This is a genomic window from Polaromonas sp. P1_A2, from assembly GCF_056406895.1.
Genome location: NZ_JBFTZI010000002.1, coordinates 295,348 through 319,238, shown reverse-complemented (window position 1 = coordinate 319,238; position 23,891 = coordinate 295,348). Strand labels below are relative to the sequence as shown.

Genomic DNA, 23,891 nt, shown 5'->3' with positions numbered 1-23,891 from the left:
TTTTATGGACGCCACCAACCCGGCCCCTCTTGAAACCGCACCGGCACCGCTGGAAATGCGCCCACGGCGCGGCTTCAGCCTGTTCTGGCGGACATTTTTCTTTCTGTCCCTGCTGCTGTTCGGCTCCATCGTGGCCTGGTTGCAGACCTTCCGGGCGCTTGAATCCGAGCCGCGCGCCATCCAGAGCGCGCAGCAGTTGGCCTCCCTCGTCAACCTGAGCCGGGCCGCCCTGCGCTATTCCGACGCCATCGCCCGCGTCTCGCTGATCAAGACCCTGGCCGACGAAGAGCGCGTGCGCATCACGCCGCGCGAACCCAAGGACAAGTTCGAGCTGTTCGAAAGCGACGAGCTCGGCGAGCGCACCGCCGAGGAGCTCAAGGCGCGGCTGGGCAGCGGCACCGTCGTGGCCAGCAGCGTCAACGGCCAGAAGGGCCTGTGGGTGGGCTTCGCCATTGACGGCGACTCCTACTGGCTGCTTACCGACCCATCCAAGATAGGCCCGTCCCGCAACAGCACCTGGGTCATCTGGTTGATCACCGCGGCTGTGCTGTCGCTGGCGGGGGCGGCCTTTATCGCCCGGCTGATCAACCGGCCGCTCAAGCAGCTGTCCTTTGCGGCAAGCCGTATGCGCGACGGCGATTTCGACGCCAGCCTGCTCGACGAGAAGGTCGCCACCAGCGAGATCCGTGAAGTCAACATCGGCTTTAACCGCATGGCCGAGCAGCTCTCCAAGATCGAGCAGGACCGGGTCATCATGCTGGCCGGTATTTCGCACGACCTGCGCACGCCGCTGGCGCGCCTGCGCCTGGAAACCGAGATGAGCGTCACCGATGCCGACGCGCGCGAACACATGGCCGCCGACATCACCCAGCTGGACGCCATCATCGACAAATTCCTCGATTACGCCCGGCCCGAGCCGCCGCGGCTGGAACGGGTGTCGCTCAACGCGGTGGTCGATGCCGCGGTCTATGCCGTGGCCGACTACGAGGACATGCGCGTGACCGTCGCCATTCCCGACGACATGGCCGTGCTGGCCGACGAGGTCGAGCTGTCCCGCGTGATCGCCAACCTGCTGGAAAACGCCAGGCGCTACGGCAAGACGCCAGAGACCGGCATCGCGCTGGTCGATATCGCCGCCAAGAGCCGCGACCAGTGGGTGCTGATCAAGGTGCGCGACCACGGCATGGGCGTGGCGCCCGAAACCCTCTCAAAACTCACACGGCCGTTCTTCCGCGGCGATGCCGCTCGCACGGCCGCCACCGGCGCGGGCCTGGGCCTGGCGATCGTGGAAAAAACCATTCACCGCATGGGCGGCGTGTTCGGCCTGGCCAACACCGGTTCGGGCGGCCTGGCCGCGCACATCAAGCTGCGCCGCAGCTAGTCAGCCCTGCAGCAGCACCACAGCGCGGGCCTCCATGCTCAGGCCCTGGCCAACCGGCCCCAGCTTCTCGGCGGTTTTGGCCTTCACATTGACCTGCCCGGCGTCCAGCCCCAAAGCGGCGGCGATATTGCCGCGCATCGCGGCAATGTGCGGAGCGAGCTTGGGCGCCTGGGCAATCACAGTGCTGTCGATATTGACGATCTTCCAACCGCGCTCGGCCAGCAACCGCCCCACCTCGGTCAGCAGCACCGAGGAATCCGCGCCCTTGAAGCGCGCGTCAGTGTCCGGAAAATGCGAGCCGATATCGCCCAGCCCCGCCGCGCCCAGCAGCGCATCGGTGATCGCGTGCAGCAGCACATCGGCATCCGAATGGCCGAGCAGGCCTACGGCGTGCGGAATATCGACCCCGCCTATGATGAGCTTGCGCCCGGGCACCAGGGCATGCGTGTCCCAGCCTTCACCGATTCGAAAGTTCATGGTGGTCATCGTGGGGCCTTACAAAAAAGAAGTAGGTCGAATGGGGTTGACGGGGTCGCCATGTGCTATTTCCTGCGCCGCTCAAAAATGGCTTCAGCCAGCGCAAAATCTTCGGGATAGGTGACCTTGAAGTTCTGCGCGCTGCCGCTCACCAGCCGGGGTGAAAAGCCCACCGCCTCCATGGCGCTGGATTCGTCGGTGACGGCATCCCCGGCCTGCCGCAAGGCGTCGATCAAGGCCCCGATGCGAAACATCTGCGGCGTTTGCGCCAGCCATTTGTCGCTGCGGTCCAGGGTGGAGGCCACACGGCCCTCGCGTTCGGTTTTCAGCGTGTCGGGCAGCTTTTGCGCCAGCAGGCCGCCCACCGCATCGTTGCGGCATTCGCGGATCAAAGCCTTGATCTGCTCGGGCGTGACCAGGCAGCGCGCCGCATCGTGCACCAGCACCCAGTCGCCCAGGGCCGCGCCGCCGGGCTGCTCCACCATGGCCTTGAGGCCGTTGAGCACCGTCGCCGCCCGCGTGGCGCCCCCGCCCACCAGCAGGACTTCATTGCCCAGGTTGAAATCAGGAAACACCTCGAGAAAGTCATCGTCAGACGGCGAAATCACCACCCAGACGGCGGCAAAAGTATCCGGCAGCGCCCGGAAAGCCTGCACGGTATGCCTCACCATGGGCAGCCCGTCAATCAGCTGGTATTGCTTGGCTTTGGCCGTTCCGGCCCGGCTTCCCTGCCCCGCACAGGGGATCAGCACAAAAAAACGGGGTTCAGGACGGGTATTGGCAGGGCTTGTCGTCATAACTTCATCATAGATTCTAAAATCCAAGACTAAATATGCAGGCACCCCACTCCGGATGGTTTGGGGTGCCTGGCTTTTGCCGAATCATTTCCGATTGACTGAACCCGCCCTCACCGTCGCACCGATTCATGCAGCTACCCCCACTCGCCTCCGGCAAACGCTACACCCTGCCCCAGCCCGCCGGCTCCGCCGATGCCCTGCTGCTGGCACGCCTGGGCACGCGCGAGAAAGCCGCCGGCAAGCTCACCGCCATCGTCACTTCGGACGCCACCACGGCCCAGCGCCTGATGGACGAGATCGCCTTCTTCGCGCCCGACCTGCGCTGCGCGCTGTTTCCCGACTGGGAAACCCTGCCCTACGACACCTTCTCGCCGCACCAGGACCTGATCAGCGAGCGCCTGGCCACCTTGTGGCGCATCCAGCAGCGCGACAAGGAAACCGGCGCCGACGTGGTCATCGTGCCCGCCACCACGGCGCTGTACCGGCTGGCGCCGCCCAGCTTCCTGGCCGGCTACACCTTCCATTTCAAGGTCAAACAAAAGCTCGACGAAACGCGCCTCAAAGCCCAGCTCACACTGGCCGGCTACAGCCACGTCACCCAGGTGGTCAGCCCCGGCGAATACGCGGTGCGCGGCGGGCTGATCGACTTGTTCCCCATGGGCAGCCCCGTGCCCTATCGCGTCGACCTGTTTGACGACGAGATCGACAGCATCCGCACCTTCGACCCCGACAGCCAGCGCAGCCTCTACCCCGTGCCCGAAGTGCGCCTGCTGCCCGGGCGCGAATTTCCCATGGACGACGATGCGCGCGCCAAATTCCGCAGCCGCTGGCGCGAACTGCTGGACGGCGACCCGACCAAGAGCCGCATCTACAAGGACATGGGCAACGGCGTGGCCACCGCCGGCATCGAGTACTACCTGCCGCTGTTCTTCGAAGAAACCGCAACGGTGTTCGACTACCTGGGCCATGACGCCACCGTGGTGCTGCACGGCGACCTGGAGCCGGCCTTCCAGCGCTTCTGGCAGGACACCAAGGACCGCTACCGCCTGGTGCGCGATGCGCCCGACCGCCCGGCGCTGCCGCCCGAGTCCCTGTTCCTGGGCACCGAGCAGTTCTACGCGCGCGCCAACGACTACGCCCAGCTGGCGATACGCGCCACAGTGGAAGACGTGGCCGACAACGCCCAGTTCCAGAAACTCGGTGAAATGGCCGTGGTGCGCGGCGCCGAAGACCCGCTGGCCAAATTCAAGGGCCATGTGCGCAACACCGCCCACCGTGTACTTGTGCTGGCCGAAAGCGAAGGCCGGCGCGAAAGCCTGCTGGACTTCCTGCGCGCCAGCAGCGTCAGCCCGCCGGCCTTTGACTCACTGGCCGACTTCCAGGCCAGCGACGAAAAACTGGGCATCGCCACCGCCGCCCTCAACACCGGCTTCAGCTGGCTGGAAGAAGGCATCGATTTCATCACCGAGACCGAGCTGTTTGCCGCCGGCGCCACCGTGCGCCGCCGCAACAAAAAGCAGGAACAGGTCAGCGACGTCGAGGCGCTGATCAAGGACCTCTCGGAGCTCAACGTCGGCGACCCGGTGGTGCACAGCGCGCACGGCATAGGCCGCTACCGCGGCCTGATCAACATGGACCTGGGCCAAGGCACCAATGCCGACGGCACGCCACTGCTGCAGGAGTTTTTGCACCTCGAATACGCCGACAAGGCCACGCTCTACGTACCGGTCAGCCAGTTGCACCTGATCAGCCGCTACACCGGCGTCAGCGCCGAAGAAGCCCCTCTGCACAAGCTGGGTAGCGGCCAGTGGGAAAAAGCCAAACGCAAGGCCGCCGAACAGATACGCGACTCGGCCGCCGAGCTGCTCAACATCTACGCCCGCCGCGCCGCGCGCGAAGGCCATGCCTTCCGCTACTCGCCCGGCGACTATGAAACCTTTGCCAACGATTTCGGTTTCGAGGAAACCGCCGACCAGCGCGCCGCCATCCACGCCGTAATCCAGGACATGATCAGCCCGCGCCCCATGGACAGGCTGGTCTGCGGCGACGTGGGCTTCGGCAAGACCGAGGTCGCGCTGCGCGCCGCCTTCATCGCCGTCACCGGCGGCAAGCAGGTGGCCCTGCTGGCGCCCACCACCTTGCTGGCCGAGCAGCACTACCAGACGCTGGTGGACCGTTTCGCCAAATGGCCGGTCAAGATCGCCGAGATGAGCCGCTTCCGCTCCGGCAAGGAAATCAGCGCCGCCATCAAGGGCCTGGGCGACGGCACGGTCGACATCGTGGTCGGCACGCACAAGTTGCTGAGCCAGGACGTGAAGTTCGAGCGCCTGGGCCTGCTCATCATCGACGAGGAGCACCGTTTCGGCGTGCGCCACAAAGAGGCCATGAAAGCGATGCGCGCCGAGGTCGATGTGCTGACGCTCACGGCCACGCCGATTCCGCGCACGCTGGGCATGGCGCTCGAGGGCCTGCGCGACCTGAGCGTGATCGCCACCGCGCCGCAACGCCGCCTGGCCATCAAGACCTTTGTGCGCAGCGAAAACAACGGCGTGATCCGCGAAGCCGTGCTGCGTGAACTCAAGCGCGGCGGCCAGGTCTACTTCCTGCACAACGAAGTCGAGACTATCCAGAACCGGCGCGAAAAGCTCGAAGAAATCCTGCCCGAAGCCCGCATCGCCGTGGCCCACGGCCAGATGCCCGAGCGCGAGCTCGAGCGCGTGATGAAGGACTTCATCGCCCAGCGCCACAACCTGCTGCTGTGCTCCACCATCATCGAAACCGGCATCGATGTGCCGACCGCCAACACCATCGTGATGAGCCGCGCCGACCGCTTCGGCCTGGCGCAGCTGCACCAGCTGCGCGGCCGCGTGGGCCGCAGCCATCACCAGGCCTATGCTTATCTGATGGTGCCCGACATCGAGGGCCTGACCAAGCAGGCCAGCCAGCGGCTGGAGGCCATCCAGCAGATGGAGGAACTCGGCTCGGGCTTTTACCTGGCCATGCACGACCTGGAAATCCGCGGCACCGGCGAGGTGCTGGGCGAAAACCAGAGCGGCAACATGCTGGAAGTCGGTTTCCAGCTTTACAACGAGATGCTCAGCGAAGCCGTGGCCTCGCTCAAGGCCGGGCGCGAGCCTGATCTGCTCTCGCCGCTGAGCGTCACCACCGAAATCAACCTGCACGCCCCGGCCCTGCTGCCCAACGACTACTGCGGCGACGTGCACCTGCGCCTGTCCTTCTACAAGAAGCTGGCGACCGCCAAGAACACCGACCAGATCGACGCGCTGCTCGAAGAAATCGTCGACCGCTTCGGCAAGCTGCCGGCGCAGGCGCAGACGCTGATCGACGTGCACCGCCTGCGCGTGATCGCCAGGCCTTACGGCGTGGTCAAGGTCGATGCCGCGCCCGGTGCCATCAGCATCACCTTCAAGAAGGACCCGCCCATCGACTCGATGGCCATCATGCAGCTGATCCAGAAGAACCGGCATATCCGGCTGGCCGGCAACGACAAGCTGCGCATAGAGCGCGAGCTCGAAAACCCCAAGGACCGCGCCCAGCTGGTGCGCGACGTCCTGCGTTCACTCGGACAACCCACCAAGGAAACCACGCCCGCATGACTCCCGCAGAAATCTCCCCCGGCCTCGTCGTCAACGTCGCCACACCCGAGCTCAAGCTAGTCGATTTCAGGCTGATCGCCTTCGACATGGACTCCACCCTGATCAACATCGAATGCGTCGATGAGATCGCCGATGCCGCCGGCCGCAAGGCCGAGGTGGCGGCCATCACCGAGGCGGCCATGCGCGGCGAAATCACCGACTACAAGGAAAGCCTGCGCCAGCGCGTGGCCCTGCTCAAGGGCGTCAGCGTGGCCAGCATGGAGCAGGTCTACCGCGAGCGCCTCCAGCTCAATCCCGGCGCGGCGGAGCTGGTGAAGGCCTGCAAGCAGGCCGGCATGAAGGTGCTGCTGGTCAGCGGCGGCTTCACTTTTTTCACCGACCGCGTGCGCGACGAGCTCGGCATCGACTACACACGCTCCAATGTGCTGGAGGTGGAGGACGGTTTTCTCACCGGCCGCATGGTGGACCAGCCCTGGGGCGACATCTGCGACGGCGCGGAAAAGAAAAAAATGCTGCTCGAGACCTGCGGCAAGCTGGGCATCAACCCGCTGCAGGCCATCGCCATGGGCGACGGCGCCAACGACCTGCCCATGATGGGCGTGGCCGGCCTGTCCGTGGCCTACCACGCCAAGCCGCGCGTGCGCGAGCAGGCCATGGTGGCCATCAATGAAGGCGGCCTGGACCGCCTGCTGGAGCTTTTCAGCTGACCTGCCCGCGTGGCCGGCATCGCGCGATGCGCATCAATCCTTCCCCAATAAATCAACCCTCCTGCAGCCATAACACCTTATAAGCAGACACCTGAAACCAAAGACACCGACATCCATGGGTTTTTTCAAACGATTCGAAAGCCGGCTTCCCGCCTACCCTGACGCCGACCCCGCCTTGCCGCCCAAGGGCTTCATGGCCTTTCTGTGGGCCTGCACCGAAGGCGCGCGCGGCTACATCCTGCTGCTGGCGCTGCTCTCGGCGGTGTTGGCGGTGTTTGAGGCCTTGCTGTTCGCGATGCTGGGCCGCATCGTCGACTGGCTGGGTGCGACGGCACCCGCCAAGCTGTGGGCCGAGCACGGCACTGCGCTGGGCTGGCTTGCGCTCCTCGTGGTGGCCAGCATCGCGGCCGTGGCGCTGCAGACCACCGTGAAGCACCAGACGCTGGCCATCAACTTCCCGATGCGGCTGCGCTGGAATTTTCACCGCCTCATGCTGGGGCACAGCATGTCCTTCTACCAGGACGAATTCGCCGGCCGGCTGACCACCAAGGTCATGCAGACCGCGCTGGCGGTGCGCGACACGCTCTTCGTGCTGGCCGACGTGCTGGTGGCCATGGGCGTCTACATCGCCACCATGACGGTGCTGGCCGCGGCCTTCGACACGAAACTGGTGGCGCCCTTCCTGGTCTGGCTGGCGCTCTACATCGCGAGCCTCTTTTACTTCGTGCCGCGGTTGGGCCGTATCGGCAAGCAGCAGGCCGACGCCCGCTCATTGATGACGGGCCGCATCACCGATGCCTACACCAACATCACCACCGTCAAGCTGTTCTCGCACACCCGGCGCGAGGCCGGCTTCGCGCGCGACGCGATGGGGGAGTTCATGAAGACCGGCTATACCCAGATGCGCCTCGTCAGCGCGTTTGAAATCGTCAACCACACGCTCAGCATGGGCCTGATCCTGGGCATGGCCGGCACCTCGCTGTGGCTCTGGCACCTGGGCCAGGTCGGCGCGGGCGCGGTGGCCGCGGCCACCGCCATGGCACTGCGGCTGCAGGGCATGTCGCACTGGATCATGTGGGAGACCACCAGCCTCTTTGAAAGCGTGGGCACCGTGCAGGACGGCATCAATACGCTGTCGCGGCCCCACACCATCGTGGACGCACCTGATGCAGCCGCGCTGGACGTGCCGCGCGGCGAAGTGCGCTTTGAGGCCGTGGACTTCAGCTACGGCAAAAACAAGTCCGTGATCGATAAACTCACGCTGACCGTCAGGCCCGGCGAGAAAATCGGCCTGATAGGCCGCTCCGGCGCCGGCAAATCGACACTGGTTAACCTGTTGCTGCGGTTTTACGACCTCGATGGCGGACGCATCCTGATCGACGGCCAGGACATTGCCCACGTTACCCAGGACAGCCTGCGCGGCCACATCGGCATGGTGACGCAAGACACCTCGCTGCTGCATCGCTCGGTGCGCGACAACATCACCTACAGCCGCCCCGGCGCCAGCGACGACGACATGCGCCTGGCCGCACGGCGCGCCGAGGCTGATAACTTCATCACCGACCTGACCGATCCACACGGCCGCCACGGCTACGACGCCCATGTGGGCGAGCGCGGCGTGAAGCTCTCGGGTGGCCAGCGCCAGCGCATCGCCATCGCGCGCGTGATGCTCAAGGACGCGCCCATCCTGCTGCTGGACGAAGCCACCAGCGCGCTGGACTCCGAGGTCGAGGTCGCCATCCAGGGCAGCCTCAACACCCTGATGCAGGGCAAGACCGTGATCGCCATCGCGCACCGCCTGTCGACCATCGCTGCCATGGACCGCCTCATCGTGCTGGACCAGGGCCGCATCGTCGAGGAGGGCGACCATCGCACGCTGCTGGCCAATGGCGGCCTCTACGCGCGCCTCTGGGCCCACCAGAGCGGCGGCTTCCTGAGCGACAACCTCGAAGAAGAAGCCGAACTCGCCACCTGAGCCGTGGCGCACCGGCGCGTTCGCTGCGTTCCGCGCGGGTATTTCCTGCAATGAAAGTCCGGCTGCGGACAATTGACGGCAGAAGCGTCCATGGCCTCCCGTATGGTTCAAATTTGAACACTACAGCAGGGAGGTCGAGGTGCAGGACCCCGAACCAAGGCCGGTGCATACGCCGCGCTTCACACTTCAAACATCAAACCCACAGCGCGCACCGAATGCCTGGAGTAGCCGGCTGTGGCTGGCCGGCTTGCCGCTGCTGCTGGCCTCCTTCCGCGCGCCGGCCGCCGACCTGCTCGAGATCTACCGCCAGGCGCAGGCACGCGACCCCGTTTACCTCGGCGCCGTCTACACCCTGCAGGCAGCGCGCGAGCGGGTGCCGCAGGCGCGCGCCGCGCTGCTGCCCGCGGTCAACCTGGTCGGCGCCGCCAGCCGGCAAGCCGGGCAAGCTTCTTTCAGCGAGTTGCCTGCCGTGGCGCGCGACGTGCATACCCGCAGCTGGAACCTGCAGCTGAGCCAGCCCCTGTGGCGCGCCACCGCATCGGCGGCGCTGGACCAGGCCGGGCAACAGGAATTGCTGGCCGAGGCGCAGTTCCGGCTGGCCGAACAGGAGCTGATCCTGCGCACCGCGCAAGCCTACCTCGACATACTGGTCGCCCAGGAGGCCGAGCGTGTGGCCCACCTGCAGACAGCCGCGATGGAGCAGCAGCGTGCCCTGGCCCGCCGCACCTTCGAAGGCGGCACCGGCACCGTGACCGATGTGCATGAGGCCCAGTCCCGGCTGGACCTGGCGCGCGCCCAGGCGGTGGTGGCCGGCAATGAACTGCAGAACAAGCTGGCCGAGCTGACGCGCATCCTGGGGATTTCCCATGCCCGCCTGGCGGGCTTGCGCGCGGACGGCTCCCTGCCGCGCACGGAGCCGGCGGGCCTGCAGCCCTGGCTGGACAGCGCGCGGGAACAATCCATCCAGGTGCGCATCGCCCAGGCAACGCTGGAGGTGGCCGACCACGAAATCGCCAAAAACCAGGCGGCGCATTCGCCCACCCTGGACCTGACGGCATCCTACGGCAGCAACTTCACCTCGGGCAGCATCACCTCCCCGTCCGACATTTCGGTGCGATCACGCGCCACCCAGGTCGGCATGAGCCTGACCATCCCGCTCTACGCCGGCGGCGGCGTGCAATCGCGCGTGCGCGAAGCCGTGGCCCTGAAGGGCAAGGCCGCGCAAGAGCTGGAAGCGGCGCGCCGGCAAGCGGTGGCCCAGGCGCGCCAGGCCTTCGCGGGCGTCCTCAACGGCGCGGCGCAAACCGAGGCGCTGGCCTCGGCCATCACCTCCAGCAAAAGCTCGCTGGACGCCAACAAGGTGGGTTACCTCGTCGGCACACGCATCAACATGGACGTGCTCAATGCCGAGCAGCAGCTGTTCGCGGCCCAGCGCGACTGGCACAAGGCACGCGCCGAGACCCTGCTCCAGGGCCTGCGCCTGAAGGCCGCGAACGCCACGCTGGGCGAGGCGGACCTGAACGCCATCAACGCGCTGCTGGAAGCAGGCAACCCCTAGCAATCCCCGAAAACAGATGGGCAAATACTTCAACCTTCTCGCGGGCGATCCGGCGCCCTGGTTCCGGCAAAGGTCCTTCGCGAATCCGCGCTACTCGATCCATGCCGCGGCCGGTCGTTACATCGTGCTGTGCTTTTTCGCCAGTGCCGCCGAGCCCCTGGGCCGGACGGCCATAGAAATGGCCCTGGAGCGGCGGGACATCTTCAACGACGCGCACTGCTCTTTTTTTGGCGTCAGCCTGGACCCGGGCGATGAAAGCGAAAAACGCGTCGCCGACCGCTATCCCGGCTACCGCTTCCTCTGGGACTTTGACGCGCAGGTGAGCGAGCTCTATGGCGTGGTGCCGCATGATGCCGACATGGCGCAAAAGCGGGCCGGCATCCGCCGCCTGTGTTTTGTGCTGGATCCGACCCTCAGGGTATTAAAAGTACTGCCCCTGGCGGGTTCCGGCGATATGCAGGCGCTTCTGTCCTGCCTGGCCGGCCTGCCGCCGCCCTCGCGCTTCGCGGGCATGGAGTTGCAGGCCCCCATCCTCATGCTGCCGAACGTCTTTCCGCCGGCCTTTTGCCGGGAGCTCATCGCCCTTTACGAAACCCATGGGGGCCAGGAGTCGGGCTTCATGCGCGAGGAGAACGGCAAAACCGTCCTGGCCCACGACCACGGGCACAAACGGCGTGAGGACTACGACATCACCGACCTCGCCGTCGTGAAGGCGGCGCGCGCCTGGATACAGCGCCGCATCATTCCCGAGATCACCAAGGTGCACCAGTTCAAGGTCACCCGCATGGAGCGCTACATCATCGGCTGCTACCGCGCCGACCAGCAAGCGCATTTCAACGCCCACCGCGACAACACCACCCGAGGGACGGCCCACAGGCGTTTTGCCGTGTCCATCAACCTCAACGAAGACTTCGAGGGCGGCGAAGTCAGCTTCCCGGAATACGGCCCCAGGTCCTTCAAACCCCCGGCGGGCGGCGCCCTGGTGTTTTCCTGCTCGCTGCTGCACGCCGTTTCCACGGTGACGCGCGGACGGCGCTATGCCTTCCTGCCTTTCCTCTATGACGACGAAGCCGCCAAGGTGCGCGAGGCCAACAATGCCTTCCTGGACAAAGGCCTTTCGGCGACTTACAAGGCCTAGCGGCGCCTAGGCTTTTTCAAGCACCGGCCGCCCGGCCTGCACCGCGAACTTCGCCAGGGTCTGCACCCCGCTGTCGGCGTGCGTGACGTCGTCGACCACACGCAGCGTGGCCGTCAGCATGGCCGGCGTCAGCTCCACCACGCCGTAACCCCTGCGTTCCGAGTCGGCAAACACAAAGTGCGGATTTTCGGCCAGGACCTCGGGGGTTCTGGCCTTGTCCGTCGAGCGCGAACTGATGCTGGTGCCGCAAAACTCGGTACCCACGGCCGCGCTGGCCGCGTCGGCATAGTCAGCCTTGACGTGGCCGACCCAGTTCTCGTGCACATCGCCGCCCAGCAGCACCGGATTCGCCACGGCATGCCTGCGCAGCGAATCGGTGAAACGCGTGCGTGCCGCCGCATAGCCGTCCCAGCCGTCGTTCCACAGCACCTGGCCCGGTCCCGGGCGAAAATCGCGCTGGCCGAAAAGCGACTGCTGGCCCACCAGGTTCCAGCCGCCGGCCCTGGCCGCGGCGCTGCCCCATTCGGCATCCAGCCAGCTTTCCTGCTGCGCGCCCAGCATGCTGCGCGCCGGGTCCTTCCAGGCGGGGCAGTTGGCCGGGTTCAGCGTGCTGGAGCCGGCCCTTCCCTCACGCGTGCAGGCCTGCGCGTCCTTGTACTGGCGCGCGTCCAGCATGTAGAGCGAGGCCAGCCGGCCATAGGGCAGGCGCTGGTAAATGCGCATCTCGGCGCCGCCGGCCAGGCCCGCCATGGCGCGGGTCAGCACCGAGGCGCGCAGCGGCATGTGTTCGTAAAACGCCTGGTAGGCCGCGGCGCGCCGGGCCGCAAAATCGGCCACCGGCGGCCCGCTGTAGCCGGGGGACGTCCCCGCATAGTCGTTCTGCACCTCATGGTCGTCCCAGGTCACCAGCCAGGGGCAGGCCGCGTGCATGGCCCGCAGGTCGGCATCGCTTTTGTGCAGTGCATAGCGCGCGCGGTAGTCGTCCAGCGTCAGCACCCAGCCGCCGGTGGGCTTGCGCACGGCCTGGCCGGCGTTGGGGTATTCATAGATGTAGTCGCCCAGGAACATCACCAGGTCCAGGTCCTCGGCCCGCATGTGCCGGTAGGCGCTGTAGTAGCCGTGCTCCCAGCGCTGGCAGGAGGCATAGGCCAGCCGCAGGCGCGCCACCTCGGCGCCCAGCGCGGGGAAGGTGCGCGTGCGGCCGGTGGCGCTCACGGCATGGCCCACAGCGAAGCGGTAGAAATACCAGCGGTCGGGCTCCAGGCCCTCAACCTCCACGTGCACCGAATGCGCCAGCCCGGCCACGGCCTGCGCCTGGCCCGCCTGCGCGATGCGGGTAAAGCCCTCGTCATGCGCGACCTCCCAGCGCACAGCCACCGGGCCGGCTTGCAGGCGCAAGGACTCATCGCCGTCCAGCACCAGCCGCGTCCACAGCACCACCGAGTCGTGGGTAGGCGAGCCGCTGGCCACGCCCAGCGTGAAGGGGTCGCCGGCCAGCCGTGTCTGCGCGGCCGCCCTGCCCGGCAGGTACAGGCCGGCACCCGCCGCCGCCAGCGACTGCAGCAGCCGGCGCCTCTGGATCACGAGCGGCGTGTTCATACGCGCGGCCTTCAGTGCCTGGCCGGCAGGCGCACCGTGAAGGTGGTGCCCGAACCGGCGCTGCTGCGCACGTCTATGGTGCCGCCGTGGATGTCGACCGCGTTGCGCACGATCGCCAGGCCCAGGCCCGTGCCCTGGATGGTGCCCACGTTGCTGGCGCGGTGGAAAGACTCGAACAGGTGGGGCAGTTCGTCTTCGGGAATGCCTATGCCCTGGTCCTCGACTTCCAGGATCACCATGTCTTCCTCGCTGCGAACGCGGAACAGCACCAGGCCGCCCAGCGGCGAATACTTGACCGCGTTGGACAGCAGGTTGCTGAAGATATGGCGCAGCAGCTTCTCGTCGTAAAGCCCCTGGCCGATTCCGGCCGTGTAGTCCAGGCGCAGCTCGCACAGGCTGCCGGGCTGCTGCATGCGCGCTTCCTCGACCAGCTGCTGGCACAGCGCCTGCAGGTCCAGCGGGTGCGGCTCAAACTCCAGCATCTGCGCATCGGCCTTGCCCAGCATCAGCACGCGGTCCAGCATGCGCGTCATGCGCTTGACGCCCGCGGCGATGCTGTCGAGGATTTCCAGCTTCTCGGATTCTGGCAGCCGGCTGCCGTAATGCCGCAGCAGCTCCTCGGCCGACAGGATGCCCGACAGCGGCGTGCGGAACTCGTGGCTGGTCATGGCCACGAAGCGGGTGCGCAGCTCATTGAGCGCGCGCTGCTGCTCCAGCGCCTCGCGCGTGTCCTCTTCCGACTGCTTGCGCTCGGTGATGTCCAGGAAGGCCCAGATCACGCCCGACTCGGGTTCCCTGGGCTGCACGCAACTGCCGGCCATCTGCACCCAGAAGAGCTGGCCGTCGCGGCGCCTCAGCTGGCGCTCGCTGATATAGCTGCCGGTGGCGATCAGCGCCTCGCGCGCCTCCTTGCCGAACTGCTCCCAGGTGGCCAGGTCGGGGTGGATGTAGCTCGAGGGCTGGCCCATCAGCGCCTCGCGCGGGCTGCCCATCATCTGCGCGAATTTCTCGTTGACCCATTCGTGGCGGCGGTTCACCGACAGCACGATGCCCACCAGCGCGCTGTTGAGGATGGCTTCACGCTCCGACGAGGTGCGCACCAGTTGCGCTTCCAGTTCCTTGCGCCGCGTGATGTTGATGATGACCCAGACCGTGCCCTGGCTCAGGTCGCGCTCGCTCACCGCCTTGCCCGACAGCGACACCCAGATCAGCGTGCCGTCGTGCTGCTTGACCTGGATCTCGGCCTCGTAGTTCTCGCCGCGGCTCACGCAGGCGGCCACCTCGCCGCCCACCCGCAGGTACTCCTCGCGCGAAAGGTAGAAAGGCTCCATCGAGGTCAGCTGATCGCTGCCCACGCCGAAGACCTCCAGCATGGCCTGGTTGGCCCAGCGAAAGCGGCCGTCCGGCGTCAGGAAGGCGATCCCGACGATGGAGTTTTCCAGGATCATCTCGCGCTCCTTGAGCTGCGTGCGGAAATTTTCCTGCGAGACGCTCAGGGCTTCGACCATGGCGTGCTCGGCCATGATGCGCGCCTGCGCCTGCTCCTTCTCGCGGCGCGTGACGTTGATGCGGTCGGCCAGCGCGAAAGACAGCACCACCATCTCCAGGGCCGAACCGATCAGCAGGGAGTTGGCCGTCAGCGCATGGGACGGCAGCGCGCCGGTGTTGTGCAGCGCCAGCGTCACCACGCCCACCAGCAGCAGCGCCCAGGCCGCCAGGAAGTATTTGGCGCCCGGGTGGCCGGAGCGCACGCTCAGCACACCCACGACCACCAGGGTGACGACGCTGAAGACCGCCAGCACCGTCACCATCAGCGACGACACGATATACGGCAGCGTCAGCGCCGCCAGCAAGGTCAGCAGCCAGCCCGCCACCAGGGCCTGCATCAGCCGGTCCAGGCGCGGCATCCTGAGCGCGCTGGACAGAAAGCTGCGCGCGAACAGCAGGCCGAAGACCGCCGTCGCGGCCATGCCGGTGGGCGGGGACACGCTGTTCCACCAAAGCTGGCCCGGCCACAAAAACTGCGCGCCGAAACCGGTCAACGCCGCCTGCGCGACGGCCATGCAGGCCACAAAGGCGACGTAAATCAGGTAGGCCCGGTCGCGCACCGAAAAAAACAGCAGCAGGTTGTACAGCAGCAGGCCTATCAGCAGGCCGAAGTACAGGCTGATGGTGGCGTACTCCGCCTGGTCGTGCCGCCACAGCGCCGCGGGCTGCCACAGGTTCACCGGGGCCGACACCGTGCCGCCCGAACTCACGCGCAGGTAAAGCGTGGAAGCGGCGCCGGGCTTGAGGCGCACAGGCATCACGTGGTTGCGATGCACCACAGCCCGCTCAGCGAAGGGTGAAAGGTCGCCGCCCACCTGCCGGCTGAAGCCGCCCTTGCCGTCAGGCGCATACAGCTCCAGCCGGTCCAGCGGCGGGTAGGCCAGCTCCAGCATCCAGTCGGCCGGCGCGTCGCGCTCAGGGCGCAGCGTCACGCGCAGCCAGATGGCCGAGCGGGTCAGGCCGAAATTGGTGGCCGGGCCGGTTTGCGGCACCGGCTGGAAGCGCGCCTGGGCCTCGGGTTTGAGCAAGTCGGCCAGCACCAGTTCGCCGCCGGCATCCTCCAGGTAGGAGAAAGAACGCGACAGCACATAGCGGCCTTCGCGGCCTATGGCGAGTTCATGGCCGGTATCTGCAGGGGTGTCGGCCTGCGCCACAGTGGCGGCGGGCGCTTGCGCCTTTGCTGTTGCCGTTGCCGGCGCTTTCGGCTTCTGCGCGGCGGCTGGAAATACCAGGCTGGCCAGCAGCACGGCCGGCAGCAGCCACGCACCGCGCAACCAGGCTCGCCTCATGCGGAAACGCCAGAGTCGGCGCGCCTGAGCACCCGCCCCGGCACGGCCGCCGAAGCCGGCACCGCACCGGCGGCGTGCCGCTGGCCGTTGCAGACTTCGTGGCTGATGGCGAGGTTTTCCACGTGGCTGTTGCCGCCTTCACTCAAGGGCTTGATGTGTTCCAGCGTGGCGGCCTGGGGCGTGACATGTTCGCCGCAGACCCAGCAGGGCACCACGCCGTGCAGCTGCCGCGCCACGGTCTTGTAGATCTTGTCCCGGGTATGGCCCAGCCTGCTCACGATGGTGTTTTCATGGCGACGGGTCGCGGGGGCCGGGGGCGTGCCGGGGCCGACGCCCGCTGGAAGGCCGATCTCATGAACCCCCTGCCTATTCGAGCTTGGCCGGCCGCGCGTCCGCAGGCTCGATGAAGGAGTCCTCCCAGTTGGTCGAAAAGCGGTTGTTCTTGTCGATGCGAAGGCCGCCTGTGCCGTCCGGGTTGAAACCGATGTCGCGGTTGGCGGCCGCCTGGGCGGCCTCCTGCTTGGTTTCCTTGTTGAGTTCCTTGAGCGCGGCGTCTTTGGCGGCCCGCTTGCGCTCGCGGGTGAAAGACTCCAGGTCGGCGTGGAAGCTGCTGTCGCCGCCGCGCGTTTCCTGGTGCTCCTCCATCAGTTCCTCGGGGATTTCGCCCAGGAAAGCCGCGCGCATGGCGCTCACGGTGGGCGGCCGACCGGCCTTGATGGTGGTGTAGGCGATGCCGCAATCGGACAGCAGGGTCTCCTTGAGCTCCCGGCTGGCGCGGCTCACGTCGCGCTTGCCGCGCAGGTCGACGCAGCCCACCACCGTGCCATCCAGCGTGCAAATGGTGAAGCTGGTGTACACGCCGTTGAGCAATTCAAGCAGGCGCTCCTTCTTTTCCTTGTTTTTTTCCTTGTCCTTGTCTTTTTCGGTCGGGATGGTGAAGCGCAGCACCGGCAGCTTGAGCATGACCGCATGCTCGGGAAAAGCGCTGCGCAGCCATTTCCAGACCTCAAGCTCGTCGTCGGTCACGATCCCGCGCGCGGCCAGCGGCCATTTTTTGGGGATACGCAGCCTTTCACTCGCCTGTTGCCGCAACCAGCGGGCGTACAGAAGGATGCCGGCCAGCGCGCCCACGGCCACGCCCAGCAATGCCATCAGCCATGAAATCAGGTTCAAGATGCGGTTCTCCTCGTGATTTTGGGGCGCGGCCGCCTGAAGGCAGTCGCGGCTGGGTGGCCCCGGTCGGCCCAGTGAGTCACAGAAAGCCCGCCGTGTCAATTGAAGCCACGGCGGCCCAAGCCGCTATTAAAGCAGGTTTTTCCCGGCTTTCCACCGGCCGGGCGCACAACAGGGCTTCCCGGCCCAGCCGGCGCGGGCGCCGGCAGCTATCTGTTTCATAGCAAACCGGCCCGTGCACAACACCGCCGCCGTGTCGCGCGCGCGGCACCCTTTGCCAGGCGGCGCCTGAATCGCTATGCTGGGCTTTTTTGCGGGAGCCATGCCGATGAAGACCGCCCAGGACTTTGACCAGGAACTGCTGATTCTGTTTGACGCCTATGTGCACGGCACCCTGGACCGCCGCGGCTTCCTGGAGCGCGCCCAGAAGTTCGCCACCGCCGGCATGACGGCCACGGCCCTGCTGGCCGCCTTGAGCCCCAACTTTGCCGCGGGGCAGCAGGTCGCCAGGGGCGACCGGCGCATCAAGACCGAGACCGTCAGCTACCCCTCTTCCGCCGGCACCGGCACCGTCAAGGGCTACCTCGCGAAACCGGCCAACGCCACTGGAAAGCTGCCCGCCGTGCTGGTCATCCACGAGAACCGCGGCCTCAACCCCCATATAGAAGACATCACACGCCGCCTGGCGCTGGACAACTTTCTCGCCTTCGCGCCCGACGCCCTGACGCCGCTGGGCGGCTACCCCGGCGACGAGGACAAGGCACGCGAGCTGTTCGCCAAACTAGACCAGCGTAAGTGCGTCGAGGACTTCGTGGCCGCCGTCACCTGGCTCAAGGCCAGGGACGACTGCAGCGGCAAGCTGGGCGTGGTCGGCTTCTGCTACGGCGGCGGCATGACGCACACCCTGACCACCCGCCTGCCCGAACTCAACGCCGCCGTGCCTTTTTACGGCAACCAGCCCCCGGCAGAAGACGCCGCCAAGGTCAAAACCCCGCTGCTGATCCATTTCGCGGCGGTCGACGAGCGCATCAACGCCTCCTGGCCGACCTACGAGGCGGCCCTGAAGGCGGCCGGCGCCAGCTACACCGCCTACCAGTACCCCGGCACCCAGCACGGCTTCAACAACGACACCACGCCGCGCTACGACGCGGCCGCCGCCAAGCTGGCCTGGGAGCGCACCATCGCGTTTTTCAACCGTCAACTCAGGGCCTGACCCGCGGAGGCGCTCCTTTAGGCGCTTTTTCCCCGCCGCCCGTCCCCCTCTTCGCGAAAACCCTGCCCGCCGGCCGCCGGGCACGGCTTTTGCAGGCGTTACCATTGGCTACTTTCGCTTTTCGCCGCCCCCCACGGGCCGGCAAGCACTTTTCCCCTTCCTTTTCTGGACACTGACTATGAATTTCCTGCACAAGATCGCCGCCACCGCCGGCCTGCTCACCCTCGCGCTCGGTACTGTCCACGCACAGAACAAGGAGCTGGTCGTCGGCTCCAGCGCCACCTACCGCCCCTTTGCCTATGAAAGCCCGACCAAGGAAATCGTCGGCTACGACGTGGACATGATCAAGGCCATCGCCCAGAAAGCCGGCCTGCAGATCAAGATCGTCAACACCCCCTGGACCGGCATCTTCGCGGCCCTGAACAACGGCGACGTGGACCTGGTCATCTCCGGCGTCACCATCAACGACAAGCGCAAGCAGTCCTACGACTTCACCACCCCCTACTTCGAAGCGCGTCAGCTGATCGCCGTGCACAGCAACAGCACCGCCAAGGGCCTGAAGGACCTGGCCGGCAAAAAAATCGGCGTGGTCACCGGCAGCACCGGCGACGACATGGCTTCCCGCGAGTTCGGCAAGACCAACCCCGACATCCGCCGCTTTGAAAGCACCCCCGTGGTGATCTCCGAGCTGGCCAACAACGGACTGGACGCCGCCATCGGCGACAACGGCGTGATCGCCTTCCGCACCCAGGAGCACAAGCAGCTCAAGACCGTCAGCGACGCGAGCTTTCCCAAGGAATACTTCGGCATCGTCGTGAAGCAGGGCAACAAGGACTTGCTGGCCAAGCTCAACGCGGGCCTGGCCGCCGTCAAGGCCGACGGCAGCTACGCCACCATCTACAAAAAATGGTTCCAGGCCGACGCACCCGCGTTGCCCGCGCAATAAACCGCTGAGACCTCCCCGCTATGGAGCAAGTCCTCTGGTTCGGCTGGTTTCGGGCCGACATCATCGCGGAATACGGCGTGCTGTTCTGGCGCGGCCTGCAGATGACCATCATGGTCACGCTGATCTGCATCGTGCAGGGCACGCTGCTGGGCCTGGCCATCGGCATGGCGCGCGTGGCGGAGTCCCGCCATTCGCCCGCGCGCGCGATCTGCAAATACGCGCTGCGCTGGCCGGCCACCGTCTACGTCAGTTTTTTCCGCGGCACCCCGCTGTTCGTGCAGATCCTGCTGATCCACTTCGCCGTGCTGCCGCTGTTCATCAACCCGTCCGACGGCCTGGTCATCTCGGGTGAAGCCGCGCGCAACATCAAGCAGAACTACGGCGCCTTCCTCTCCGGCATCGTGGCCCTCACGCTCAATGCCGGCGCCTATATCTCCGAGATCTTCCGCGCCGGCATCCAGTCCATCGACAAGGGCCAGGTCGAGGCCTCGCGTTCGCTGGGCATGTCCTTCCCGCGCACCATGTACCACGTGGTGCTGCCGCAGGCCTTTCGCCGCATGCTGCCGCCCCTGGGCAACAACGCGATCTCGCTGCTGAAAGACTCGTCGCTGATTTCGGCCATCGGCCTTGCCGAACTCGCCTACGCCGCGCGCACCGTCGCCGGCGCCTACTCACGCTACTGGGAACCCTACCTCACCATCTCCGTCATGTACTGGGTGCTGACGCTGGGCCTGGCTTACCTTGTCAAGAAACTGGAGGCTCGTTATGGACGAGGTGATTCGCGTTAACCGGCTGACCAAGCAGTTTGGCCACACGCCGGTGCTGCGCGGCATCGACTGCGCCATCAAGGCCACCGAAGTTGTTTGCGTCATAGGCCCGTCCGGCTCTGGCAAGAGCACTTTTTTGCGCTGCCTCAACGGCCTGGAAGAGGCCAGCGGCGGCGAGGTGCTGGTGCACGGCGTCTCGGTGCATGAACCCAAGACCGACGTCGACGCCCTGCGCTCCGAAATCGGCATGGTGTTCCAGCGCTTCAACCTGTTCCCGCACAAGACCGTGCTGGAAAACATCACGCTGGCCCCGACCAAGGTGCGCAAGCTCACCGCCCTGGAAGCGCGCAACCGCGCCAGCGAGCTGCTCATCAAGGTCGGGCTGCTCGACAAGATAGACGCCTATCCCAACCAGCTCTCCGGCGGGCAGCAGCAGCGCGTGGCGATCGCCCGCGCGCTGGCCATGCAGCCGCGCATCATGCTGTTCGACGAACCCACTTCCGCGCTGGACCCCGAAATGGTCGGCGAGGTGCTGGCCGTCATGCAGGCCCTGGCCGAAGAAGGCATGACCATGGTGGTCGTCACCCACGAAATGGGTTTTGCCCGCCAGGTGGCCGACCGCGTGATGTTCATCGACGAAGGCCTGGTGATCGAGGAAGGCTCGCCGGCCGAAATCTTCGACAACCCCAGGGAAGAGCGCACCCAGCGCTTTTTGAGCAAGGTCTTGTAAGCCGGCGGACGGCTCGCGCGCATCTTCAGACAAAGCAGCCGGAAGACGCGCGATGCCCGCCCCCCTCAGGGCCGTCCAGGCCGACATCACCAAATTGCAGCTTGACGCCATCGTCAACGCCGCCAATTCATCGCTGCTGGGCGGCGGCGGTGTCGACGGCGCGATCCACCGCGCCGCAGGCCCCGAACTGGTCCATGAGTGCCGGCTGCTGGGCGGCTGCAAAACCGGTGAGGCCAAGCTCACGAAAGGTTATCGCCTCCCCGCCAAATACATCATCCACACCGTGGGCCCGGTCTGGCGCGGCGGCAACAACGGCGAGCCTGAATTGCTGGCCTCCTGCTACAGGCGCTCCATGCAGATCGCGGCCGCCGAAGGTGTCGCTTCGCTGGCCTTCCCCAGCATCAGCACCGGCATTTACGGCTATCCCATCGAACTGGCCGCCCAGGTCGCTGTGGCCAGCGTGCGCGAAGCCCTGCAACAACCCTCCTGCGTGGAAGAAGTGGTGTTCTGCTGCTTCTCGGCGCAGGACCTCGCGGTTTATGAGCGCCTGCTTGCGGGTGCGGCGGCTTGAGCTTGCCGCAACGCACAAACAACATGTTCTGGTCTAAAAGCTGGCTAGGCAAGCTCTTTGAAAGCGGGCTGTACCTGCTCGAGATGGTGGTCGGCTTCGGGTTTGTCACCACGGCGGCTGTCGCCGCGGCGGTGGGAAAATTCATCCTCGCCGGGATTTTGCTGGTCCTGGCGCTGGCCATTCTGCTTCGCTTCATCCGCCGGCGGGCTCCCCGCAAGCCCCTCAATACCCCGGCACCTTGAGCAGCCGCGCCAGGTAGTCAAAAAACACGCAATACAGCGCGATCGGCAGCGGCAGGCCCAGCAGGGTCCCTAATAGATAGTCGCGAAACTTCACACCCGACATCGCCAGCGCATAGTTCAGCGCCGGCGCCGTCTGCAGCAAGGTGCGCAGCAGCACAATGCCGGCCACAGGCCGCGCGTCGAGTTGCGCGAGCACGCCCTGCACCCAGCGGCCTTTGATCTGCCGCAGGGCATCACCGCCCAGCAGGCGTATCAGCCAGAAGGTGAAAGCGCAGGACACCACCGCCGCGAGATAGGTCGCCACGCCGCCCCAGGCTTCGCCCAGCGCCAGCACCGCGGCCGCCAGGAATATCCAGCCCGGGATCTGGACCAGGTTGCCCAGCGCGAACAGCGCAATAAAGATCAGCAGCCCGCTGGCCTCGTTGTCCAGAAACTTCTGGTGCAAAAACACCAGGCTGAAGTTGTCCCGCAGCCCCGAGAGCTGGAACAGCGCCAGCAACAGGCCCAGGAAGGCCAGCACGGCAACGAGGCGTTTGAAGCGGTGCATCTGGGGAGGGTTTGTCGCGTTGGCCGGAAGTTTCCAGCCGATTCTAGGCGCCCCCCATCCCCGCAGCCGGGCTCTACGAGCCGCAAAACTCGCGCCCCAAAAAGCAAAGATTGTCTTTCCACGGACCATTGCTTACAACTTCGCAACAAATATCGCTAATCTCGATTCCGTGTTTTTTCAGTTGTGCCATCCCCGTTTGCCTTCCATTCCTCCCGAGGAATCTTCATGAAAAAAATCATTGGACTCAGCAGCCTGAGCCTCGCCGGCCTGATCGCGATGCCGGCCCATGCCGAATCCACCTTCACCAGTCCCGCAAGCACCGGCTCGACCGCGACGGCACGCCTGGACTTCAGCATCGTCATTCCGCAAGTCCTGTTTCTGCGGGTCGGCACCAGCGCCGGCAACACCTCGACCACCGCCACCATTGACGCCACCACCTTCACCGTGCCCGCGGCCAACGTGGGCGACGCCAGCGCCATCGCCGGTGTCGGCGGCGACCTGACGGCCGGCGCCGTGACCGTGCGGGTCTACGGCAACGGCGGCAACATCAGCCTCAATTCGGCGACCACCGGTCCCCTGACCACCGGCACGGCCGGCGAAACCATTCCCTGGAGCCAGATCGGCGTCACGGGCGCGGCCCTGGCCGCCACGACCTCGGGCTTCACCAATGCGGCGATTACCCATCCGGCCTTCAATACCGGCGCCTCCGGCGGCAACGGCACGGCCACGACGCTGACCGCCACCAACCGCCTGGTCCGTGTCGAAGGCAAGTGGACCTACAGCTACCTCAACACAGGCATTCCCGCCGCCGGCACCTACGGCGGCACGGTCGCCAAAAACGGCCGCGTGACCTACACCGCCACCCAACTCTAAGCATCAACAACAGGAGCCTTCATGAAAAAAATACTGCTTCCCCTCAGCGCCCTGGGCCTCGCCGCATCGCTGGCGGCCCTCGCCCACGCTGAATCCACCTACACCGCGCCGGCAACCACCGGCTCGACCGCCACGGGGCGGGTGGACTTCAGCATCGTCATTCCGCAAGTCCTGTTTCTGCGCGTCGGCACCAGTTCCGGCAACACGGCGACCGACGGCACCATTGATTCAACGACATTCACGGTGCCCGCGGCCAATGTGGGCGACGCCGGCGCCATCGCCGGCGTCGGTGGCGACCTGACGGCCGGCGCCGTAACGGTGCGGGTCTACGGCAACGGCGGCAACGTCAGCCTGAACTCCACCACCACCGGCCCGCTGACCACCGGTACCGCCGGCGAGACCATTCCCTGGAGCCAGATCGGCGTCACGGGCGGCGCCCTGGCCGCCACCACCGCTGGCTTCACCAACGCGGCCATCACCCATCCCGCCTTCAACACCGGCGCTTCCGGCGGTGCAGGCACGGCCTCCACCCTGACCGCCACCAACCGCCTGGTCCGTGTCGAAGGCAAGTGGACCTACAGCTACCTCAACACAGGCATTCCCGCCGCCGGCACCTACGGCGGCACGGTCGCCAAAAACGGCCGCGTGACCTACACCGCCACCCAGCTCTGAGTTTTCGCCACCTCTTCCAATGGCCTCCATTCACGAGGCCATTCTTTTGCCGGCTGACAGGCCGGCGTAAA

The 23,891-nt window shown here is 66.2% G+C and carries 21 protein-coding genes; 14 read left to right on the top strand and 7 right to left on the bottom strand.

Going from position 1 to position 23,891, the window contains the following annotated elements; all coding sequences use genetic code 11:
- Positions 1 to 4 precede the first annotated feature (4 nt).
- Positions 5 to 1,381, top strand: coding sequence for a sensor histidine kinase (locus tag AC1D09_RS08410; RefSeq protein ID WP_477662695.1), 1,377 nt, complete (start codon positions 5 to 7; stop codon positions 1,379 to 1,381).
- Here the strand turns inward: AC1D09_RS08410 and ispF are convergent, their stop codons facing one another.
- Positions 1,382 to 1,867, bottom strand: coding sequence for a 2-C-methyl-D-erythritol 2,4-cyclodiphosphate synthase (ispF, locus tag AC1D09_RS08405; protein ID WP_477662694.1), 486 nt, complete (start codon positions 1,865 to 1,867; stop codon positions 1,382 to 1,384).
- A gap of 56 nt (positions 1,868 to 1,923) precedes the next feature.
- Entirely contained in the window at positions 1,924 to 2,655 is a 732-nt protein-coding gene (ispD, locus tag AC1D09_RS08400) for a 2-C-methyl-D-erythritol 4-phosphate cytidylyltransferase (RefSeq protein WP_477662693.1), read from the bottom strand.
- A 128-nt stretch (positions 2,656 to 2,783) separates the two neighbouring features.
- On the opposite strand from ispD, the gene mfd reads away from it, so the two are divergent.
- The 5 genes from mfd (at position 2,784) to AC1D09_RS08375 (ending at position 11,650) form a co-directional block, all read left to right on the top strand.
- The gene (gene mfd, locus AC1D09_RS08395; RefSeq protein ID WP_477662692.1) at positions 2,784 to 6,272 is read left to right on the top strand and encodes a transcription-repair coupling factor; all 3,489 of its coding nucleotides are present in this window, start codon (positions 2,784 to 2,786) and stop codon (positions 6,270 to 6,272) included.
- Positions 6,269 to 6,979: a phosphoserine phosphatase SerB gene (serB, locus tag AC1D09_RS08390; protein WP_477662691.1), complete on the top strand. Its 711-nt coding sequence runs from the start codon at positions 6,269 to 6,271 to the stop codon at positions 6,977 to 6,979. Before mfd ends, serB begins: the two co-directional genes overlap by 4 nt.
- 115 nt (positions 6,980 to 7,094) lie before the next feature.
- Positions 7,095 to 8,954 (top strand): ABC transporter ATP-binding protein, encoded by a 1,860-nt coding sequence (locus AC1D09_RS08385; protein ID WP_477662690.1) that lies wholly within the window; start codon positions 7,095 to 7,097, stop codon positions 8,952 to 8,954.
- Positions 8,955 to 9,093: 139 nt separating this feature from the next.
- The gene (locus AC1D09_RS08380; RefSeq protein WP_477662689.1) at positions 9,094 to 10,512 is read left to right on the top strand and encodes a TolC family outer membrane protein; all 1,419 of its coding nucleotides are present in this window, start codon (positions 9,094 to 9,096) and stop codon (positions 10,510 to 10,512) included.
- A 16-nt stretch (positions 10,513 to 10,528) separates the two neighbouring features.
- Positions 10,529 to 11,650, top strand: coding sequence for a 2OG-Fe(II) oxygenase (locus tag AC1D09_RS08375; protein ID WP_477662688.1), 1,122 nt, complete (start codon positions 10,529 to 10,531; stop codon positions 11,648 to 11,650).
- 6 nt (positions 11,651 to 11,656) lie between these two features.
- Here the strand turns inward: AC1D09_RS08375 and AC1D09_RS08370 are convergent, their stop codons facing one another.
- From AC1D09_RS08370 to AC1D09_RS08355, 4 genes are all read right to left on the bottom strand, one after another.
- Entirely contained in the window at positions 11,657 to 13,249 is a 1,593-nt protein-coding gene (locus AC1D09_RS08370; RefSeq protein ID WP_477662687.1) for an alkaline phosphatase D family protein, read from the bottom strand.
- An 11-nt stretch (positions 13,250 to 13,260) separates the two neighbouring features.
- The gene (locus AC1D09_RS08365; RefSeq protein WP_477662686.1) at positions 13,261 to 16,086 is read right to left on the bottom strand and encodes a 7TM diverse intracellular signaling domain-containing protein; all 2,826 of its coding nucleotides are present in this window, start codon (positions 16,084 to 16,086) and stop codon (positions 13,261 to 13,263) included.
- On the bottom strand, positions 16,083 to 16,364 hold the full coding sequence (locus AC1D09_RS08360; RefSeq protein WP_477662685.1) for an HNH endonuclease: 282 nt from the start codon (positions 16,362 to 16,364) through the stop codon (positions 16,083 to 16,085). The genes AC1D09_RS08365 and AC1D09_RS08360 overlap by 4 nt, the downstream gene beginning before the upstream one ends.
- An 88-nt stretch (positions 16,365 to 16,452) precedes the next feature.
- Positions 16,453 to 17,259, bottom strand: coding sequence for a DUF2726 domain-containing protein (locus AC1D09_RS08355; protein WP_477662684.1), 807 nt, complete (start codon positions 17,257 to 17,259; stop codon positions 16,453 to 16,455).
- Positions 17,260 to 17,581: 322 nt separating this feature from the next.
- Here AC1D09_RS08355 and AC1D09_RS08350 point away from each other — a divergent pair, with 322 nt between their 5' ends.
- The 6 genes from AC1D09_RS08350 (at position 17,582) to AC1D09_RS08325 (ending at position 21,728) form a co-directional block, all read left to right on the top strand.
- A complete protein-coding gene (locus AC1D09_RS08350; RefSeq protein ID WP_477662683.1) occupies positions 17,582 to 18,472 on the top strand; it encodes a dienelactone hydrolase family protein in 891 nt (296 codons plus the stop codon).
- Positions 18,473 to 18,650: 178 nt separating this feature from the next.
- Complete coding sequence (locus AC1D09_RS08345) at positions 18,651 to 19,418, top strand: basic amino acid ABC transporter substrate-binding protein (protein WP_477662682.1); 768 nt, start codon at positions 18,651 to 18,653, stop codon at positions 19,416 to 19,418.
- A gap of 20 nt (positions 19,419 to 19,438) precedes the next feature.
- On the top strand, positions 19,439 to 20,206 hold the full coding sequence (locus tag AC1D09_RS08340) for an amino acid ABC transporter permease (RefSeq protein ID WP_074579902.1): 768 nt from the start codon (positions 19,439 to 19,441) through the stop codon (positions 20,204 to 20,206).
- Entirely contained in the window at positions 20,184 to 20,915 is a 732-nt protein-coding gene (locus AC1D09_RS08335) for an amino acid ABC transporter ATP-binding protein (RefSeq protein WP_139201082.1), read from the top strand. Before AC1D09_RS08340 ends, AC1D09_RS08335 begins: the two co-directional genes overlap by 23 nt.
- Positions 20,916 to 20,967: 52 nt before the next feature.
- Positions 20,968 to 21,486 (top strand): O-acetyl-ADP-ribose deacetylase, encoded by a 519-nt coding sequence (locus AC1D09_RS08330; RefSeq protein WP_477662681.1) that lies wholly within the window; start codon positions 20,968 to 20,970, stop codon positions 21,484 to 21,486.
- Positions 21,483 to 21,728, top strand: a complete 246-nt coding sequence (locus AC1D09_RS08325) for a hypothetical protein (RefSeq protein ID WP_477662680.1) — start codon at positions 21,483 to 21,485, stop codon at positions 21,726 to 21,728. Before AC1D09_RS08330 ends, AC1D09_RS08325 begins: the two co-directional genes overlap by 4 nt.
- Here the strand turns inward: AC1D09_RS08325 and AC1D09_RS08320 are convergent.
- Positions 21,709 to 22,275 (bottom strand): VTT domain-containing protein, encoded by a 567-nt coding sequence (locus AC1D09_RS08320; RefSeq protein ID WP_477662679.1) that lies wholly within the window; start codon positions 22,273 to 22,275, stop codon positions 21,709 to 21,711. The genes AC1D09_RS08325 and AC1D09_RS08320 overlap by 20 nt on opposite strands.
- A gap of 225 nt (positions 22,276 to 22,500) precedes the next feature.
- Between AC1D09_RS08320 and AC1D09_RS08315 the strand changes: the two genes are divergently transcribed.
- Together AC1D09_RS08315 and AC1D09_RS08310 are read left to right on the top strand one after the other, a co-directional pair.
- The gene (locus AC1D09_RS08315) at positions 22,501 to 23,148 is read left to right on the top strand and encodes a hypothetical protein (protein ID WP_477662678.1); all 648 of its coding nucleotides are present in this window, start codon (positions 22,501 to 22,503) and stop codon (positions 23,146 to 23,148) included.
- A 21-nt stretch (positions 23,149 to 23,169) separates the two neighbouring features.
- Positions 23,170 to 23,820: a hypothetical protein gene (locus AC1D09_RS08310; RefSeq protein WP_477701008.1), complete on the top strand. Its 651-nt coding sequence runs from the start codon at positions 23,170 to 23,172 to the stop codon at positions 23,818 to 23,820.
- The last annotated feature ends 71 nt before the right edge of the window (positions 23,821 to 23,891 follow it).

Excerpts from the sequence above, each read along its gene's own strand:
- AC1D09_RS08410 (WP_477662695.1), top strand. The coding sequence starts at position 5 with ATGGACGCCACCAACCCGGCCCCTCTTGAAACCGCACCGGCACCGCTG.
- ispF (WP_477662694.1), bottom strand. The coding sequence starts at position 1,867 with ATGACCACCATGAACTTTCGAATCGGTGAAGGCTGGGACACGCATGCC.
- ispD (WP_477662693.1), bottom strand. The coding sequence starts at position 2,655 with ATGACGACAAGCCCTGCCAATACCCGTCCTGAACCCCGTTTTTTTGTG.
- mfd (WP_477662692.1), top strand. The coding sequence starts at position 2,784 with ATGCAGCTACCCCCACTCGCCTCCGGCAAACGCTACACCCTGCCCCAG.
- serB (WP_477662691.1), top strand. The coding sequence starts at position 6,269 with ATGACTCCCGCAGAAATCTCCCCCGGCCTCGTCGTCAACGTCGCCACA.
- AC1D09_RS08385 (WP_477662690.1), top strand. The coding sequence starts at position 7,095 with ATGGGTTTTTTCAAACGATTCGAAAGCCGGCTTCCCGCCTACCCTGAC.
- AC1D09_RS08375 (WP_477662688.1), top strand. The coding sequence starts at position 10,529 with ATGGGCAAATACTTCAACCTTCTCGCGGGCGATCCGGCGCCCTGGTTC.
- AC1D09_RS08370 (WP_477662687.1), bottom strand. The coding sequence starts at position 13,249 with ATGAACACGCCGCTCGTGATCCAGAGGCGCCGGCTGCTGCAGTCGCTG.
- AC1D09_RS08365 (WP_477662686.1), bottom strand. The coding sequence starts at position 16,086 with ATGAGGCGAGCCTGGTTGCGCGGTGCGTGGCTGCTGCCGGCCGTGCTG.
- AC1D09_RS08350 (WP_477662683.1), top strand. The coding sequence starts at position 17,582 with ATGCCGATGAAGACCGCCCAGGACTTTGACCAGGAACTGCTGATTCTG.
- AC1D09_RS08345 (WP_477662682.1), top strand. The coding sequence starts at position 18,651 with ATGAATTTCCTGCACAAGATCGCCGCCACCGCCGGCCTGCTCACCCTC.
- AC1D09_RS08340 (WP_074579902.1), top strand. The coding sequence starts at position 19,439 with ATGGAGCAAGTCCTCTGGTTCGGCTGGTTTCGGGCCGACATCATCGCG.
- AC1D09_RS08335 (WP_139201082.1), top strand. The coding sequence starts at position 20,184 with ATGGACGAGGTGATTCGCGTTAACCGGCTGACCAAGCAGTTTGGCCAC.
- AC1D09_RS08330 (WP_477662681.1), top strand. The coding sequence starts at position 20,968 with ATGCCCGCCCCCCTCAGGGCCGTCCAGGCCGACATCACCAAATTGCAG.
- AC1D09_RS08320 (WP_477662679.1), bottom strand. The coding sequence starts at position 22,275 with ATGCACCGCTTCAAACGCCTCGTTGCCGTGCTGGCCTTCCTGGGCCTG.
- AC1D09_RS08315 (WP_477662678.1), top strand. The coding sequence starts at position 22,501 with ATGAAAAAAATCATTGGACTCAGCAGCCTGAGCCTCGCCGGCCTGATC.
- AC1D09_RS08310 (WP_477701008.1), top strand. The coding sequence starts at position 23,170 with ATGAAAAAAATACTGCTTCCCCTCAGCGCCCTGGGCCTCGCCGCATCG.